At 66.5% G+C, this 13,519-nt stretch carries 15 protein-coding genes; 1 reads left to right on the forward strand and 14 read right to left on the reverse strand.

Annotation, left to right across the window (positions count from 1 at the left end; translation table 11 throughout):
• Nucleotides 1–17: 17 nt before the first annotated feature.
• The 4 genes from hemC to A5785_RS11505 all read right to left on the reverse strand — a co-directional run bounded on the left by hemC (nt 18) and on the right by A5785_RS11505 (nt 3,565).
• Nucleotides 18–944 (reverse strand): hydroxymethylbilane synthase, encoded by a 927-nt coding sequence (gene hemC / locus A5785_RS11490; RefSeq protein ID WP_049700772.1) that lies wholly within the window; start codon nt 942–944, stop codon nt 18–20.
• Nucleotides 941–2,335 carry a glutamyl-tRNA reductase gene (locus A5785_RS11495; RefSeq protein WP_049700853.1) on the reverse strand — a complete coding sequence of 465 codons (1,395 nt, stop codon included), beginning with the start codon at nt 2,333–2,335 and terminating at the stop codon, nt 941–943. Before A5785_RS11495 ends, hemC begins: the two co-directional genes overlap by 4 nt.
• A gap of 34 nt (nt 2,336–2,369) precedes the next feature.
• Entirely contained in the window at nt 2,370–3,176 is an 807-nt protein-coding gene (locus A5785_RS11500; protein WP_049700771.1) for a redox-sensing transcriptional repressor Rex, read from the reverse strand.
• Between the two features lie 131 nt (nt 3,177–3,307).
• Nucleotides 3,308–3,565 carry a glutaredoxin family protein gene (locus A5785_RS11505; RefSeq protein WP_049700770.1) on the reverse strand — a complete coding sequence of 86 codons (258 nt, stop codon included), beginning with the start codon at nt 3,563–3,565 and terminating at the stop codon, nt 3,308–3,310.
• Nucleotides 3,566–3,822: 257 nt separating this feature from the next.
• Here A5785_RS11505 and A5785_RS11510 point away from each other — a divergent pair, with 257 nt between their 5' ends.
• Nucleotides 3,823–4,908: an HAD family hydrolase gene (locus tag A5785_RS11510; RefSeq protein WP_082937919.1), complete on the forward strand. Its 1,086-nt coding sequence runs from the start codon at nt 3,823–3,825 to the stop codon at nt 4,906–4,908.
• A gap of 514 nt (nt 4,909–5,422) precedes the next feature.
• On the opposite strand, the gene A5785_RS11515 is transcribed toward A5785_RS11510, so the two are convergent.
• The 10 genes from A5785_RS11515 to A5785_RS11555 form a co-directional block, all read right to left on the reverse strand.
• Nucleotides 5,423–6,586: a zinc-binding dehydrogenase gene (locus tag A5785_RS11515; RefSeq protein WP_049699838.1), complete on the reverse strand. Its 1,164-nt coding sequence runs from the start codon at nt 6,584–6,586 to the stop codon at nt 5,423–5,425.
• 147 nt (nt 6,587–6,733) lie between these two features.
• Nucleotides 6,734–7,036: a hypothetical protein gene (locus A5785_RS11520; protein ID WP_049699839.1), complete on the reverse strand. Its 303-nt coding sequence runs from the start codon at nt 7,034–7,036 to the stop codon at nt 6,734–6,736.
• Between the two features lie 2 nt (nt 7,037–7,038).
• Nucleotides 7,039–7,467 (reverse strand): DUF6325 family protein, encoded by a 429-nt coding sequence (locus A5785_RS11525; protein WP_049700076.1) that lies wholly within the window; start codon nt 7,465–7,467, stop codon nt 7,039–7,041.
• A gap of 33 nt (nt 7,468–7,500) precedes the next feature.
• Complete coding sequence (locus A5785_RS11530; RefSeq protein WP_049699840.1) at nt 7,501–8,673, reverse strand: lysophospholipid acyltransferase family protein; 1,173 nt, start codon at nt 8,671–8,673, stop codon at nt 7,501–7,503.
• 214 nt (nt 8,674–8,887) lie between these two features.
• On the reverse strand, nt 8,888–9,952 hold the full coding sequence (locus tag A5785_RS11535) for an NAD-dependent epimerase/dehydratase family protein (RefSeq protein WP_049699841.1): 1,065 nt from the start codon (nt 9,950–9,952) through the stop codon (nt 8,888–8,890).
• A 122-nt stretch (nt 9,953–10,074) separates the two neighbouring features.
• Nucleotides 10,075–10,176, reverse strand: a complete 102-nt coding sequence (locus A5785_RS22920; protein ID WP_003402602.1) for a 30S ribosomal protein bS22 — start codon at nt 10,174–10,176, stop codon at nt 10,075–10,077.
• A 241-nt stretch (nt 10,177–10,417) separates the two neighbouring features.
• Nucleotides 10,418–10,648, reverse strand: coding sequence for a helix-turn-helix domain-containing protein (locus A5785_RS11540; protein WP_005204681.1), 231 nt, complete (start codon nt 10,646–10,648; stop codon nt 10,418–10,420).
• Between the two features lie 221 nt (nt 10,649–10,869).
• Nucleotides 10,870–11,706, reverse strand: a complete 837-nt coding sequence (gene proC / locus A5785_RS11545) for a pyrroline-5-carboxylate reductase (protein ID WP_049699842.1) — start codon at nt 11,704–11,706, stop codon at nt 10,870–10,872.
• 67 nt (nt 11,707–11,773) lie between these two features.
• Nucleotides 11,774–12,625: a thioesterase family protein gene (locus tag A5785_RS11550; RefSeq protein ID WP_064866548.1), complete on the reverse strand. Its 852-nt coding sequence runs from the start codon at nt 12,623–12,625 to the stop codon at nt 11,774–11,776.
• Complete coding sequence (locus A5785_RS11555) at nt 12,622–13,518, reverse strand: sugar phosphate isomerase/epimerase family protein (protein WP_064866550.1); 897 nt, start codon at nt 13,516–13,518, stop codon at nt 12,622–12,624. Before A5785_RS11555 ends, A5785_RS11550 begins: the two co-directional genes overlap by 4 nt.
• Nucleotide 13,519 lies beyond the last annotated feature (1 nt).

Raw genomic sequence — 13,519 nt, forward strand, 5'->3', positions numbered from 1 at the left:
CAGTTCTTCTCTGCTGCTCAGGAGTTGACGAGTTCGCCCGCTCCCAGATCCAGCAGTTCGGCGGCGAGGCCTCGTCCGAGTTGTGTGGCGTTGTCGACCGGACCCACCACCGAAGCGCGGATCACATCGGATCCGTCCTCGGCCGCCACCGCCGCACGGAGCGACAGTTCGGCGAAGATGCGCCCGTCCTCATCGATCGACTCGACCACTTCGGCTATCGCACCGACCGGTGCGGTACATCCGGCTTCGAGAGCCGCCAATACCGCACGCTCGGCGTCGACCGCCACGCGGGTGGCCTCGTCGTCCAACTCGGCGAGAATTCTCACCAGTTCGGCATCGTCGGAGCGGCACTCAACTGCCAGTGCACCCTGCGCCGGTGCTGGTAACAGCACCACGGGATCGAACGCTTCGGTGACCTCTTCGGCCCTGCCGATGCGGACGAGTCCGGCACGGGCGACAACGACTGCGTCGAGTTCGCCGCCGGCGACTTTGCCCAACCGAGAATCTAGGTTGCCTCTTAGGGGGCGGATTTCCAAACCGAGACCCAATGCTTTAAGCTGTGCCGCCCTTCGCGGGGAGGACGTGCCGATCGTCGCGCCGGGAGGAAGCGCCCCGAGTACGAGGTTACCCCTGCTGACCAGCGCATCTCGTGGATCTTCCCGGGGCGGGACGGCCGCGACTACCAGGCCCGGATCGGGTGCTGTCGGCAGGTCCTTGTAGGAGTGGACGGCGACGTCGACTTCGCCCGCATGCAGCGCGTTGCGGATGGCCGTCGTGAACACTCCGACGCCGATCTCGGCGACCGGGGCCGCCGACGCGTCACCCGCCGTCTTGATGATGACCAGCTCTGCGGGATGCCCGTTGGCGGTCAGGGCGTCGGCGATGGTCTGAGACTGGGTACGGGCGAGCAGCGAGCCTCGCGTACCGATGCGAATGGGGCTCAACGCTCTCCCTGATCGGCCGACGTTTCGCCGACGCCATGCTTGTCGCCCAGACCGCTCTCCGGCGCCGAGACGGCCTCGGCAGCGCCCGGCTTGAGCTCGAAGAGTTCACGCAGCGCCTCGGCGTAGTGGTCGCCGTTGGGCGTCGACGCGAGTTGTTTGACCCGGACAGTGGGGGCATGCAGCAGTTTGTCGACGACGCGTCGAACAGTTTTGGCGACCTCGTCGCGCTGAGCGCCCTCGAGGTCGGGCAGGCGGGTCTCGAGCCGGAGAATCTCCGCCTCGACGACGTCGGCTGCGCGTTGACGCAGCGCCGCGACGGTCGGCGTGACCTCGGCCTGACGCTGCAGGGTCAGGTAGTCGGAGAGCTCGCCGCCGACGATCGAGCGGGCAGCGGCGGTGTCGTCGTGCGCGGCCTGTGCCTCGGAATCGCCGCGCAGACTCTCGATGTCGATGACGTGGACGCCGGGCAGGCGCGCCGCGGCGGGATCGACGTTGCGGGGCAGCCCCAGGTCGCAGATGATCAGCGGCTGCACAGCGGTACGTGCGGCCAGTGCCGAATGCACCTCGCCGACGCCGACGACGGTCCCGATGGAACCCGTGCATGCGACGACGACGTCCGCGGAGGCCATTACGGCAGGCAGATCGTCGAATCCGACGCCGCGCACGGCGACTCCGGGATGATTGGCCGCGATATTGCCTGCGAGGTGCTCCGCGTTGGCGACGGTCCGGTTCACCACGACAAGCTCGCGGACGCCTTCACGGGCCAACTGGGCGGTCGCAAGACCCCCCATGGCGCCGGCGCCGATGACTACGGCTCTGCGCAGCGACTGCTCGGGATCGATCTCTGGCGCCGCCTTCTGCAGCAGATGCTGGGCGCGATGCAGCGCAACCGACACGACCGACGCCCCCGCGCGGTCGATTCCGGTCTCGGAGTGCACCCGCTTGCCGACGCGCAGGGCGTGCTGGGCGAGCTCGTGCAGGGTACGGCCGGTGGTCTTGTTGGCGTCGGCGTCGAGGTAGGCGTTGCGGATCTGACCGAGGATCTGCTGCTCGCCGACGACGATCGAGTCGAGGCCTGCGGCGACGGTGAACAGATGCTCGACGGCGGCCTCGGAGTAGCGGACGTACGCGTGGCGGGTGAGGTCGTTGATGGAAAGCCCGGAATGGTCGCCGAGCACGTCACCAACGGCTTCGAGTGCGGGGTGGAATGCGTCGACGACGGCGTAGATCTCGACGCGATTGCAGGTGGAGACGAGCATCGCCTCGGAGATCGCACGCGACGACAGCAGGTCGTCGACGAGCTTGGGCCGGTCATGGTCGGCGACCGCGAGTCGCTCCAGAACGTCGACGGGTGCGCTCCGATGGCTGATTCCGAACAGCAGAACACTCACCGCGTCACCGTCTCCATCGCAGATCTCGCACTCATCATCCTTGACCCACACTCCGTATGTCTGTTCTGGGCACGTCCGCGACGCCGACCCCCGGCAGTTGGTCAACAGCCAGATCGTCGCCGGGCCCCTTGGCCCTGAGCGGCACGTCCACAGGCAGGTCGACATGGCCCTGCTGCCCATCTTCCCCGACAGACAACGGGGTGCGTGACGCGTGGAACGTCAGCACCTGCAACTCCAAGGCTAGATCAACCTGTCTGACGACGACATCGGAGTCCGTCGACAACGTTGCGGCGGTCACGTTCAGCAGTTGCCGGATTCCCGCGGCGATCAACGCGTCAGCTGCGCGTTGTGCCTTGTCAGGACCGGTGGCGATCACCCCGATGTCGACCTGGCCGATCGACGGATCGTTCGCAAGAGAAGCGAGACCGGCGCACGGGGAGACCACCACGTCGTCGACGACGGTCCCTATGACGTCCGGATCGTCGTCGAACATCGCGACGACCCGGAAGGTGCGGTCGGTGGCTGTGTGCGCGACGAGTAGGCGACCGAGGGTGCCTGCGCCGACGAGCACGACGGTGTGGACGGTGTCGGTGTGCAGTGCGAGCGCGATGCGGGCGGTGAGGCGTCCGACGTCGTATCCGACGCCGCGTACGCCGTTGGCGCCGACATGGGACAGATCTTTGCGGAGGATGGCCGGGTTGACTCCCGCCGCGGTCGCCAGTTGGCCGCTGGAGGCGATCAGAATGCCCCGCTGCCCCAGGGAGCGCAGAACGTGGAGGTAGGTGGCCAGGCGCGTCACCGACGGCTCGGGGATGCGATCAGACGCCGACCCGATAGCCATTGCGCACACTCACTTTCGACTAACCCGACCGAAGGATCAGCGTAATACGCGGCCTTCGACGCTCGGCACGCGACCCGCGGCGGGAGTTCGGGGAGTTCGCGGGTTCAGGGTTTCGCCGCGCGCTCGGGCGTTCAGCGCTTGGCGGCGTCGAGGTCGGCGCGCAACCGCGGCTCGTCGACCTCCCAGTAGCTGTGCTCTTCGCCGTCGAGCAGGACGACGGGCAGACGGTCGCCGTACTCGGCGCGTAGCTCGACGTCGCCGGAGTTCGCGGCGGCGTCGACGTCGACGATGTCGAACTCGACGGACAGCTCGCCGCAGATCCGATCCAGGTCGGCGCGGGCGGCCTCGCAGGCCGAGCAGCCGTCGCGGGTTAGCAGCGTGATGGACATCGAACGAACTCCTTCGACGTTGGTGCCAGAACAGTCTGACACCATGACTACTCTGTTGGTGAGCAGGCCTGAGCGAGGCGGCATTCGTTGAGTGGTTGTGCATTCGTGAGAGGTGGAGGGTGGGCGTGACCTCTGAGGGCGAGGAGCCGAACGGCGAGGTTCCCGATTCCGGGTCCGAGGTGTCCGACGTCGGCGACACTCCGCACAAGGGCGCCTCAGACGGCGGAACGCCAGGTAGCGAGGCCCCTTCGGGCGGCGTGGGCGCGTCCGATTCCGCAGATGCCGAGGCGCGGCCGGTCCGCAGTGGCGAGGACTGGGAGTCGCACGCCGACGACGTCGACGGTTCCGTCGGCGACGATGACGACGAGATCCATGCCGACGACGAGTTCGACGACGAAGAATCCCGCCGGGTCACGACCTGGATCTCCGAGCGAGCTACCGCGGCCACCGGACGGTTCCGGCAGACCGCGCAGGAATTGCGACAGGCCCTCGCGGGAGAGGCGTCGGCGCAGGCGGCCGTCGATTCGCTGCGCGCCCGGCCACCGAGCGAAACCGAACCCGACGTCGACGTCGACCTCACCGCCGCGGCGTTCTTCGACGTCGACAACACGCTGGTGCAGGGAGCGTCGATCGTGCACTTCGCGCGCGGACTCGCCGCGCGAAAGTACTTCTCGTACTCCGACATCTTCGACTTCGCGTGGACGCAGGCGAAGTTCCGCATCACGGGCAAAGAGAACGCCCAAGACGTCGCAGAGGGTCGGGAAAAGGCGTTGTCGTTCATCGCCGGTCGCGAGACAGCCGAGCTCGCCAGACTCGGCGAGGAGATCTACGACGAGTACATCGCCGACAAGATCTGGCCTGGCACAAGGGCTTTGGCTCAGCGCCATCTCGACGCCGGTCAGCAGGTGTGGCTGGTCACCGCGACTCCGGTCGAGCTGGCACAGACCATCGCTGACCACCTAGGCCTTACCGGTGCACTCGGCACCGTCGCCGAGAGCGTCGACGGCAAGTTCACCGGACGACTCGTCGGCGACATCCTGCACGGCCCGGGCAAGGCACATGCCGTGCGCGCGTTGGCAATTCGCGAAGGACTGAACCTCAAGCGGTGCACCGCGTACTCGGACTCACACAACGACGTCCCGATGCTGTCACTGGTCGGGCGCGCCGTCGCGATCAATCCCGACGCTGACCTGCGCGACGTCGCAAAGGTGCGCGGCTGGGAGATGTACGACTTCCGTACCGCCCGCAAGGCCGCAAAGTACGGGGCGTCGACGGCACTGGTCGTCGGGGCCGCGGGCGCCGCGAGCGCCGGCGCCGTGAAGCTGCTGCGCAACAAGGGCTGACGCCGAGGGGTCGTCGGGCGTCGGGCTTCGGGTTTCGGCGCGCGCCGGCGGAAAGTAGGGGAAGGATTCTTCCCCTAGAAACCTCCTGCCAGCCGGGGCGTCGAAAGTAGGGGAAGCAATCTTTCCGGCACTTCCTGACACCTCCCCCGGAAACTTCGCGGGGACGAGTACGAAACCCGAGGAAAGAACCTTTCCCCTAGAAACTTCGGGCCAGCAGCTCCCGAAACAGCCTGCCGCACCGTCGAAACGGCGCGCCGCACCGTCGACGCCCCGCCCGCAGAAAGTAGGGGAAGGAATCTTTCCGGCACTTCCTGACCTCTCCCCCGCAAACTTCGCGGGGACGAGTACAAAACCCGAGGAGAAAACCTTTCCCCTAGAAACTTCCGCCGGCCGGTGCGCCACAACCCGAGGAAAGAACCTTTCCCCTAGAAACCACCCGCGGGCTCGACGGCCAAAACTAGGGGAAAAACCCTTCCCCTAGAAACCTCCCGCCGGCCTGCCGGCCCCGCCGGCCTCAGAGCCCCGCGACGGGGCTCGACGGGTCGATGAGCACCTTCGCGTGGTGCTCCGCGCCGCCGAGGATCTCGAAAACGTCTGCGACTGCGTCGAATCCGATGATGCCGGTGACCAGTGGCGTCACGTCGACCTTGCCGTCGGCGATGAGGTGCAGCGCGGTGCGGAACTCGGCGGGGTCGTAGTAGATCACAAAGCGCAGGTCGAGTTCTTTGTTGATCGCCATCGCGGGTCGGAAGCGGTCGGACTCCATGCACACGCCGACCACGACGATGCGCGTCCGCAGCGGCACGCCCGACACGATGTTCTCGATCATTCCCGGCACGCCGACGCACTCGAACACGACCGGCCCCTTCGGGGTGGCGCCGACCTTGTCGCCGAGTTCGATTGCCTTCCACCACGGCAGGCCGTAGATGCGGCGCAGGATGTGCATGGCGTCGAACGCGGTGCCGAGCAATTGCCCTGTGCGCGTGAGGTATTCGCCCTTCTTGGCGGCGATGTCCCACGGGGAGTCGACAGTCGGGTCGACGACGATGTCGGCGCCGCAGCGTCGGGCAAGATCTCGACGACCCGCCGACAGGTCGGAGGCGATGACGGTCTTGACGCCCTTGGCCTTGAGAACCAGGATCACCGACAGCCCAATAGGTCCGCAGCCCACCACGACCGCGACGTCGCGCTTGCTCACGTCACCGCGGTTGACCGCGTGCACGGCAACCGACAGCGGTTCGGTCAGGGCGGCGTGGTCGAGTGGCACGCCGTCGGGCACGGGCATCGTCATGTCCTCGGAGACGACGACGTACTCGGCGTAGGCACCGGGGGCGTCGGCGCTGAGTCCGACGAGGTGCTCGGTCTCGCCGTGCTTGATGATCGGTAGTGCGGCGACCAGGGTTCCCGGCGCCCACTTCTTGCGGCACTTGGGGCCGTACTCGGCGATCTCGCCGATGAATTCGTGGCCCATCACGACGTGATCTGTCGAGCGCATGAAGCGGTCGTAGCCGACCTCGGCGGTGACATCGGCGGTGTCGTCACCGTGCGTGCGCGCGTGCAGATCAGAGCCGCAGATCCCGGTGCGCCGCACCTTCAACAACACCTGACCTGGACCTGGCTGCGGCTTCTCGATCTCCTCGACACTCAGCTTGCCCTCGTGACACACCACTGCCCGCATCGGCTTCCTCTCGTGCGATGTTCCAACACTCGTTGTAACGTTCTACCGCACAATACGCCGACGCTGTGACGCGGCTCCCTGCCCTGGGTCCGGCCAAGCGAGAACAAGTCCGGACGGGACAAGCCCGTCGCAGCCGCCAGAGCCTCGTCAGGAGAAGATGCGCGACGAGATCTCGGCGAACTCGGTATCGGTGACGACGCCCGCCGACCGCAGCGACGTGAGCGCATTCATGAGTTGCGACTTCGGATCTGCGGCAACCGGCTGAGCGGCCGGCGCAGCAACAGGCTGGGCAACCGGCTGTGGGGCAACAGGCTGCGCAACCGGCTGCTGCGCGGCGTGCGCCTGCTGCGATGCTGCCTGCGCGGCCCACCTGTCCTGTTGCCGACGCTGCACCCGGCCGTGCACCGAGCTGGCGACGGCCGCGCGGCCCGCTGTGCGAATCAGGCTCATGATCAGTTCCCTTCGAGAGCGTCAGTGGCGTCGAGAGCGTCGATCAGGTCGTCGACGAGGACCGGCCCCTCGGTGAGCACGGTTCCGCCGTCGGCACCCCACGCGCCGATGACGGGGAGGAACGATAGCTCCTCGTAGACCACGATGGCGGCGACCTCGCCTGCGGCGAGCGATTCCGCGGCAGCAGCGACGTCGTCGTCATCGATCAGGTGCGAGTCGGCACCCGAGAATTCGTCGAGGCCGACGCTCGCGGCGTCGAGTCGCTGCACCTTGCCGTCGGCGTCGCGGCTGACGAACTCCGTGTCGAGAACGTTGACCCGACCCGCAGCAACCAGGTCGGTCAGCACCGCGAAGCCGGCCGACGGCACGGGCGCCGACGGAAAACTCACGACAATGAAATTGATGGGGCCCAAGTCGGCGTCGAAACTCACGCCCTGAGAGTATCGCCCACCGCTCGCTGCCACTCAGCCGAAGTACACGCTCCCCCGACGGCTGAGCATGCGGAACAGTGTCTGCTGAATCTCTTCGCGGACATGGTCGGTGAGGTCGAAGACAACCATGGGGTCGTCGGCGGACGACTCGTCGTAGCCGCCCGTCTCGATGGGACGGCCGAAGTGGATATGCCACTTCGACGGCAGCGGCACCAGACCCAGCGGTCCGAGCAGTGGGAACGTCGGCGTGATGGGCAGGTACGGCAGCCCGAGGATGCGGGCGATCGGCTTGAGGTCGGCGAGCATCGGGTAGATCTCCTCCGACCCGACGATCGACACCGGGATGATCGGGCTGGCGTTGCGCAGCGCCGTCGTCACGAAGCCTCCGCGACCGAATCGCGCGAGCTTGTACCGATCCTTGTAGAGCTTTCCGATCCCCTTGTAGCCCTCGGGCCACACCGCGGTGAGTTCGCCCGCTCGCAACAGGCGGTCGGCGTCGTTGGTGCATGCGAGGGTCGCGCCGATACGGCGGGCCACCTCGCTGACCGCTGGTGTGTCAAAAGCCATGTCGGCGGCGAGGATTCGCAGATGCCGACCGGTTGGGTGATTGTCGTGCAAGGCGAGGCTGGTCATCAGCGCGTCGATGGGCAACGCACCGGCATGGTTGGCGACGAGCAGAGCGCCACCTGTGAGCGGCAGGTTCTCCACACCGGTCACCTCGACACGGAACCACTTCTCGTACACCTGGCGGATCGCGGGGAACCAGACCGACTCGGTGAAGTGCGGGTCGAAGCCGAAGTCGTCGATCTCGTAGTCGCCGGTCATCCGCTCACGAATGAAACCCGCTGTGGCAGTAAGTGAATCAGCAACTGCACCACGGATACCACCGAGACTGAACAACGGGCTGCGCGCAGGTCCACGCTGCTCGACGCCGAGGGCGTCGGTCTCGAGCGCGACGTCGTCGTTGATGGGGGTGACCGCAGCGGGCGGCCGGCCGAAGCCGTCGGTATTGGGGTGGCCGATACTCGACGGCGCCGTTGCCTGCTGGCTCGGGTGGCGACCGCGGCCGCCATCGCGCGTGACTCCCGGCTGATCGCGACGAGACGCTTCGAGGCCCGCCCTGGAGTTGCCCACACCGGAGCTTGCGTACAACTGGATCACCTTTGCCGTCCGTGCATCACCAGAAGACGTCACGTGATTCGACAAGGCGTTCCACCCCCAACGGGTATGACGCAGAAGAACGGGAGGGGGGTGCCTGGTGTCGCTGCGTCGACGCACCGGGCCTGACGCCCGAGTTTACGGGTTCGTCCCTGATAGTGCACGTTCCGCCGCCGTATTTGCATTGTCATTGAATGCGTCAAATTGGGGATTCAAATTGACGCCAAAAACAGACAGTCTGTGCGATTTGTGCGCGAATTGTTCAGGCAAGCCGATGCGCCGCCGATACGACTTGTCGTTCCGCTTTTCGCCACGTATCCGGCGCGATCACAGGAGTCACACCACTGCGGTCGACGAAGTCGTCGAGCGTCTCCGACGTTGAGTACCGGGGCGCGAATCCGAGCTCGGTGCGCATCCTCGTTGTGTCGAGAACCCTTCCGTACGTAAGGAATTCGGTCTGCGACGACCGCAGACGAGCTGAGCGAAGATTCTGCATCACCCCGGTGATCGGCGCGAGCAGACCGCTCACCACGGGCAGTTCCACGTGTCCGACGCGTCGAATGGCCTGCGTCAACGTCACCACTCCGTCGCCTGCGATGTTGAAAGTTCCCGGCCGCCCACGCAGCGTCACGTGTTCCATTGCTGCGAGTGCGTCCTCTTCATGCAGAAATTGCAGACGTGGTTGATAGCCGATGACAGTCGGAACCACCGGGAGCGAAAGATAGGAACTCATCCTGGTGTTGATTCGAGGACCGAGCATGGCCTGCAGTCGCATCGTCGTCACGTCGATGTCCTGGCGTCGTCGCGCGAGTCCGCGCACGTACCCCTCGACGTCGAGCATGTCGCGTCCGTAGCCGCGACGGGGTTCACGCTTAGCGGGCGTCTCCTCGGTGAAGTAGGCGGGGTCGCGGGGGCTCGCACCGTAGACCATCGCCGTCGAACGCAGGATGAGCCGTTTGACCGAGGGGCTTCGCTGACACGCACCGCACACCTGCATCGCGCCGAGGAGATTGAACTCCTTGATGGCCGCGGAGTGCGGAGCGGTCTCCATGATCGACGTCGCGGCGTGCACAACGGTGTCGACCTCGTAGTGCGAGATCGCCTTCGCTATCGCGGGCCTGCGGATGTCGAGGCGCAGGAACTCTGCGCGCCCCATTCGCCGCATCAGGTCCTTGCGCGGCACCCGTGAGTCGACTGCGAGGACCCGCTCGACGTCGGGATTGGCCGCCAGTGCGGCGACGAGGTATCCACCGAGAAAGGTCGACGCCCCGGTGACCAGCACCGTGCGCGGAACCTGTTGGACGTCGGATTGAGAACCATCGGGCATGAACGCAAGGCTAGCCCGACGAAAAAGAACCCGCACTCAGGCGGGTTCTTTTGGCGCGCGGTCGAGATGACCGCGAACGTATCGGTGGAGCGAATCCGCGCCGACTTACTCGGCGCGAGCGCTCACTTACCGAGTTTGCGACGCTGCACGCGGGTACGACGCAGAAGCTTGCGGTGCTTCTTCTTCGACATGCGCTTGCGGCGCTTCTTGATCACTGAACCCATCGGGGCACTTCCTTACTCACACGGTCTCACGCGGTTTCACGGCACGCTGTCGTCGACACTCACACTTGGGTGGTGAGGCCTGCCCGCCGGAACCTTGCGGCGAGATCAGCTACGCGATCATCAACACTACCGGTCGAGGTCGCAAAGAGAAAAATCAGGGGACCTCTGGTGAACACCACAACTCCTGCCGACGGCGCGCTGCGCGCGTTCGGCAGGAGTTGCCTCGTAGTTCGCGGTCGGACTAACCGGCGTCGAAGTAGGACGTCTCCAGGTAGTCATGCACAGCCTTGGCGTGCACACGGAAGGAACGACCCACGCGCACGGCGGGGAGTTCCCCACTGTGGACGAGGCGATAAACGGTCATCTTCGAGACGCGCATCAACGATGCGACCTCGGCCACGGTCAAGAACTGCGACCCTGAAGCCGCGTTGCTGACCGCACCTGACCTGTCACCAGGAGTCTCTGCTGCCATGAGTTACTCATACCTCCGGAGCACGCGTCGCGGCCGCCGGCTTCCCCTCCGGCGGACACCAGACACGCACGTGCTTAAAGCAGCTTAGCGTGGCAGATGTGAAAAAAGCGACGTAAGTGGCCTGGATCGGCGGCATTTCTGGCCCTCGACCACAACATGCTGGGGTTTTGGCCGGTAGAAGCCCCAAATATTGGGAGCCGACACCCGACGTGGTCGGCTGTTCAGCCTCCCAAACCCTCAACGTCGGGTCGACGTCCCGCGCGCGCACTGGCTTGCGCACACGCCTCCGTGGCCCGATACATCGCTGCTCGCGCACCGTTTTCCTCGAGCACGCGGATCGCGGCCGCGGTGGTTCCACCGGGCGATGTCACGGCTGCGCGCAGGTCGACCGGAGAGACCCCGGAGTCGCTCATCAGGATCCCCGACCCGCGGATCGTCTGCACTGCCAATTCGCTCGCCTGCGCGCGGGTGAGGCCGAGCGCAACGCCTGCGTCGATCATCGATTCGGCGAGGAGGAACACGTAGGCGGGTCCGGAGCCCGAGATCGCGGTGACCGCATCCATCTGCTTCTCCGGGACGACGATGACCTTGCCGACGCTCTCGAGCAGCCCGACGACCGCGGTGAGCTGCTCTGGGTCGACGTGGCGCCCCGGCGCGACCGCCGACATCGCTTCGTTCACGAGCATCGGCGTATTCGGCATGACCCGCACGACCGGCACGCCTGCGGGCAGCGCGTTCTCGTAGCGGGCGATCGGCACTCCCGCCGCGAGGCTGATGGTGACGCGCTCGGATTCGCCGTCGTCGTCGACCCGCGCGAGTTGGCGCAGCACGGCGTCGACGATGTCGGGTTTCACCGCGATGAAGACGTATTGGGAGCCCTCGACCGCGGTGGGGATATCGGTGACCAGTACGCCGTACTCCTCGGAGAGCTCGCGGGCGCGTCCCTCGTTGGGCTCGGCCACGGCCAGGTTCTTGGGCTGGTGACCCGCTGCGATGAGTCCGGCAAGGAGCGCCTCGCCGATCTTGCCGCCGCCGATGACGGCGATCCGTTCACTCACGTCGTGGTGCCTTTCTTCTCAGCCGTGACATCTGTGGTCAGCGGAATTCGGGTCAGCCGGGTTCGTATCAGCTCTGCCGCTGCGGGATCAGCGCGAGCTGACGCGACTGCGCGACCACGGTGCCCGTCGAGTCCACCACGAGGTGGTCCTCCTCGAACATTCCGGGTCCTACCTCGGTACTCGACGCCGCGAACCGCAGCCAACCCGGCGCGGGATGTCGTCGGACATAGGTGGTGAGCTGGACGGTCGGCGCCCACCCGAAGAGCGCGAGGTTCATCACCACCGGCGGCGAGATGTCGCAGACCAGCACGGCGAAATCGACGTCGGGCTCGGCGTTCTTCGGACGCGTCCACCCGCGCACGACCGGCTCACCGGTCTCACCACGCGCGACGGGGAAGCTCGTCGGATCGAGCACCAGGTCGAGTGCAGCCCCGAGGTGCATGACCTCACCGACCGGCGAGCCGTCGATGGAGATGCCGCCGGGCTGGGGATCGACGGGCAGGTCGTCGAGCACGGACGGCGCCGAGTGATGCGGCGTGCCGCTGTCGGGTCGCGCGAGGGTGACCGACGACGACACCATCAGTCGTCCGTTCTGCGCGAGGTCGACGGTCAGCAGGGTGACGGTGCGACCGCGTTTGCGCAGCGTCACCGCCAGGTCGACGTCGGCGGGATCGGGCGCGGCGAGGTAGTCGCTGGCAATGGCGACGGGCACGAGGTCGGCTGCCGACGGCATCGACTCGTCTGACCCGACGAGCTCGTCGTATGCGTGCAGCGCCGCTCGGGCGACCAGCATCTGCATCGTGCCGCCGTGCACCTTGGGTCCGATCGTGAACGTCGGGTCGATACTCGCGCGGTAATTCACATCGCCGGGGCCCTCGGTGGGACGCAGGGTCAACAGCCCAGCGATCTTGTCGCTCATTCGGTTTCGGTCTCCTGGATCGGTGCAGTGCGGACGGGATCGCGTCGAAGGTTGGTTCGCGCGAAGTCGAGGGCGCGCCCGAGGAGGGCCGCGCGTTCGGGTTTGGTGCGTGCCGATCCCGTGCTGACCTCGAGCACAACAGCCCCGGCGAAGTCGCTCGCGGCAAGGCGTCGACACACCTCGACGCAGGGTTGCGATCCGTCGCCCGGAATCAGGTGCTCGTCGGTTGCCGCACCGCTGCCGTCGGCGAGGTGGAGATGGCTCAGCGCCGACCCCATGCGATCGAACAGCTCGACCGCGTCGACCCCGGCCGTCGCGGTGTGCGAGAGGTCGAGGGTGTAGTGCGCGTACCCGTCGTCGGTGGGGTCGGTGGACTTCCCGAACGCCGATGCCGCGCGGCCCGGTCCTCCCCCACGTGCGTTCAACCGCTGCGCCGAGCGCTTACCCGCGCCGAAGAGCCTGTCGGCGCGCATCGGGAACATGTTCTCCACCGCGACGTCGACGCCGCTGTTCTCCTCGAGCTCCGTCACGAGATCGTCGAATGCTGCGGTGTACGCCCGCTGCCAGCGGAAAGGTGGATGTACGACGACGGTCGGCGCTCCGAGATCCTCCGCCGCCGACACCGCCCGCGCCAGCTTGGCCTGCGGATCGCGACCCCATACGCGCTGCGAGATGAGCAGGCACGGCGCGTGGATCGACAGCACCGGAACCTGATATCGCTCGGACAGATACTCGACGTGAGAGATGTCCTGGCTGACAGCCTCACCCCACACCATGAGTTCGACGCCGTCGAAACCCAGCTCGGCCGCGTACGCGAAGGCAGCCTCGGTGTTCTGCGGATAGACCGACGCCGTCGACAGCCCGATGGGGATGTCGGCTACAGGAGTGACCATC

It is taken from the genome of Gordonia sp. 852002-50395_SCH5434458, from assembly GCF_001665905.1.
Classification (GTDB): Bacteria; Actinomycetota; Actinomycetes; order Mycobacteriales; family Mycobacteriaceae; genus Gordonia; species Gordonia jacobaea.